We start from the raw sequence: 319 nt of genomic DNA on the forward strand, positions 1-319 counted from the left end.
TCCATTCCGAAGCTATTTGCTCTGAACTTAAACTATGATTCCATGCCAATCGACCAAAGGCATACCAGTTGGCTTGAGACATCAGATGTCCAGTCCAGTTGCGGTCTGACCCCGTATTGGCTACGCCAGCCATAGCCGTAAGTGAATGATTATCMACRCTTYYATSTTCAGTTTTGCCAGCATATACAAAATCACCTTTTCTGACATACTGTTGGTCGAAGATTTCTTGCAAGGCCATGTATCTTTGGAAATCGAATTCATAAGGATTTTTGGGAGCCTCAATCTTTGAAGTGATKACACTAACTAACTTTCTACTCAA

At 41.5% G+C, this 319-nt stretch carries 2 pseudogenes; both read right to left on the minus strand.

The annotated features are described in order from the left end of the window. A pseudogene (locus tag BWI92_RS29000) lies at positions 1–145 on the minus strand (hypothetical protein); the annotation flags it as partial. Between the two features lie 96 nt (positions 146–241). Continuing rightward, a pseudogene (locus BWI92_RS29005) lies at positions 242–319 on the minus strand (hypothetical protein); the annotation flags it as partial.

It is taken from the genome of Flectobacillus sp. BAB-3569 (assembly GCF_002270355.1).
In the GTDB taxonomy this organism is placed as follows: domain Bacteria; phylum Bacteroidota; class Bacteroidia; order Cytophagales; family Spirosomataceae; genus Flectobacillus; species Flectobacillus roseus.